Genomic DNA, 1,840 nt, shown 5'->3' with positions numbered 1-1,840 from the left:
TCAGCGTCAAGGGTGAGTGCTCGCCCGTTCTCGCGCTTGCCGTGGGGCAGAGCCCCATCCGTCCGCGCGAGCTGCGGCCTCCGCCTCATCCCTTGACCCCGCCTTCCGCCCCAGATGCCTCAGGCCCTTGCGGGCCTTCGGTTCCTCCGCCTGCATCCTGCGCGTCGAGGTTCTCAAGGTGCTTCATCAACTCAGGACCAGCCATGTCGATGAATGCCTGAACCATCGATTCTTGAGTGCGATTCTGGATCTGCATCTGACGCTCGAAAGCGACAACAGCCTGAGCAATTACGTGGTGACACCACGTAGCCGCAGGCGTGCCATGCATGGCCGCAATGCGATCAACACGCTTTTTCATATCAGGCAAAAACTTGACCCTGACTTCCTCACTCCGAACTTTGGTCAATTTTTCATCCATGATTAGTACCTATCTAGAGTCATTTGAAGGATATTGGGCGTAAAAAATGCCCTTGTCAACGACTAAGGGCATGGGGACTATCACCAATTTGGTGATAGTCAGAAATTGGAAATCATCGTGACCCCATTTGGGTCATGACCCCATTGGGGTCAGTATGGAATTTCCTGTTCGTCCAGGTCGGAAATAGGCCGTTTAGATGCCAGGGAAAGCACCTCAGCCTTACGTTGAAAAGCGCGTTTAAGCATGTCAGAAACACCTGTCCAATCCCCGCCAGACCGCTGGAGCATCTCCCCGATAAGACCGCCGTATTGTGTGACCATGACATCAATTCGACCGTCAAAATCACGAACTTTTTGCTCAGGCGGAATAATGATTTTGTCAGCGTTTTCAGCAGAAACGAAGTAGGGGAGAAAGGCGGCAGAAAAACCGGAACGAGCCAGCTGGTCACGCTTTCCGTGAACCAACATGGCCCACATAATAAGCCCTTGTTCGAACTTCTTCGGCTTCAGTTCGACCTCAAAACGGCACCAGTTTGGGCGCATTGGGTCACGCATTTGCAGACCTTTTTCATACCACCGAATCAGGCAAGAACCCGAACGAGAGCCGACGTAAAGCGTAGAACCAGTACCCTGTCCCATGTCGTCAATCTTGTGATATTTCGGAGTGATCCCACGGTAAGGCCAGTTCTCAAGAACGTTCACAATGGCGTCCTGACCGGTCAGGAAGGCCACGCCATCGTAATCGATACGAAGGTCTACCCGACGAACAGAAAACGCCACAGAGAGCCGAGAAAGGGCCAGAAACAGCGTTTCTGATGAGGAGCCGGGAACCTCAATCGTGGCTTTCGATTGCATAGCATCCCCGCCCCACCAGATGAAGCAAGTAGCTTCACCCGTCGAAAGCGGGTCATCACGGAATTCATACCCCCGCGTATAACCATGTTTTCCACGAGACGGAGAAGGATAAAAACCAGAAGCCACAAGGCTTTCAGTAAGGAAATGGACGTCAGATTCCGGGAAGGAAAGGCGAAGCCAATCAAGCCCCCAAGACGGGGAGAGTCTAGCCCCTGAGAGGGAATTAACCCCCGTATTACAGGCCGGGGGTTTGTTGCCGCCCGGCGGTAAGCTAAAATGATCATGCACGAGTCAATCCCTCGTGTTGTGTTTGAAGGAACCCGGACCGCGAATCCGGGTTTTTTTTCGTCCGTTCGACTTGTTGAATTTAAGACAAGCCCACCGGGGCGCTGCCCCGAACCCCGCGCTCGCCGCTAGGCAGGCGGTCAGGCGATAAAACCACCTGACCACCAGCCCGGAGCATTGGGGGCGAGTCAGCGTCAAGGGTGAGTGCTCGCCCGTTCTCGCGCTTGCCGTGGGGCAGAGCCCCATCCGTCCGCGCGAGCTGCGGCCTCCGCCTCATCCCTTG

The 1,840-nt window shown here is 54.7% G+C and carries 2 protein-coding genes; both read right to left on the bottom strand.

Going from position 1 to position 1,840, the window contains the following annotated elements:
- Positions 1-85: 85 nt before the first annotated feature.
- Positions 86-418 carry a hypothetical protein gene (locus tag DFR38_RS20740; RefSeq protein ID WP_110313883.1) on the bottom strand — a complete coding sequence of 111 codons (333 nt, stop codon included), beginning with the start codon at positions 416-418 and terminating at the stop codon, positions 86-88.
- A 149-nt stretch (positions 419-567) separates the two neighbouring features.
- Positions 568-1,560 carry a replication initiation factor domain-containing protein gene (locus DFR38_RS20735; protein ID WP_146216034.1) on the bottom strand — a complete coding sequence of 331 codons (993 nt, stop codon included), beginning with the start codon at positions 1,558-1,560 and terminating at the stop codon, positions 568-570.
- Between the last annotated feature and the right edge of the window lie 280 nt (positions 1,561-1,840).

Origin of the sequence: Aquitalea magnusonii (assembly GCF_003202035.1) — a bacterium.
GTDB classification, from domain to species: Bacteria; Pseudomonadota; Gammaproteobacteria; order Burkholderiales; family Chromobacteriaceae; genus Aquitalea; species Aquitalea magnusonii.
Note: the sequence above shows the minus strand (reverse complement) of the source record. Positions and strands in the feature narration are given on the sequence as shown.

Excerpts from the sequence above, each read along its gene's own strand:
- DFR38_RS20740 (WP_110313883.1), bottom strand. The coding sequence starts at position 418 with ATGGATGAAAAATTGACCAAAGTTCGGAGTGAGGAAGTCAGGGTCAAG.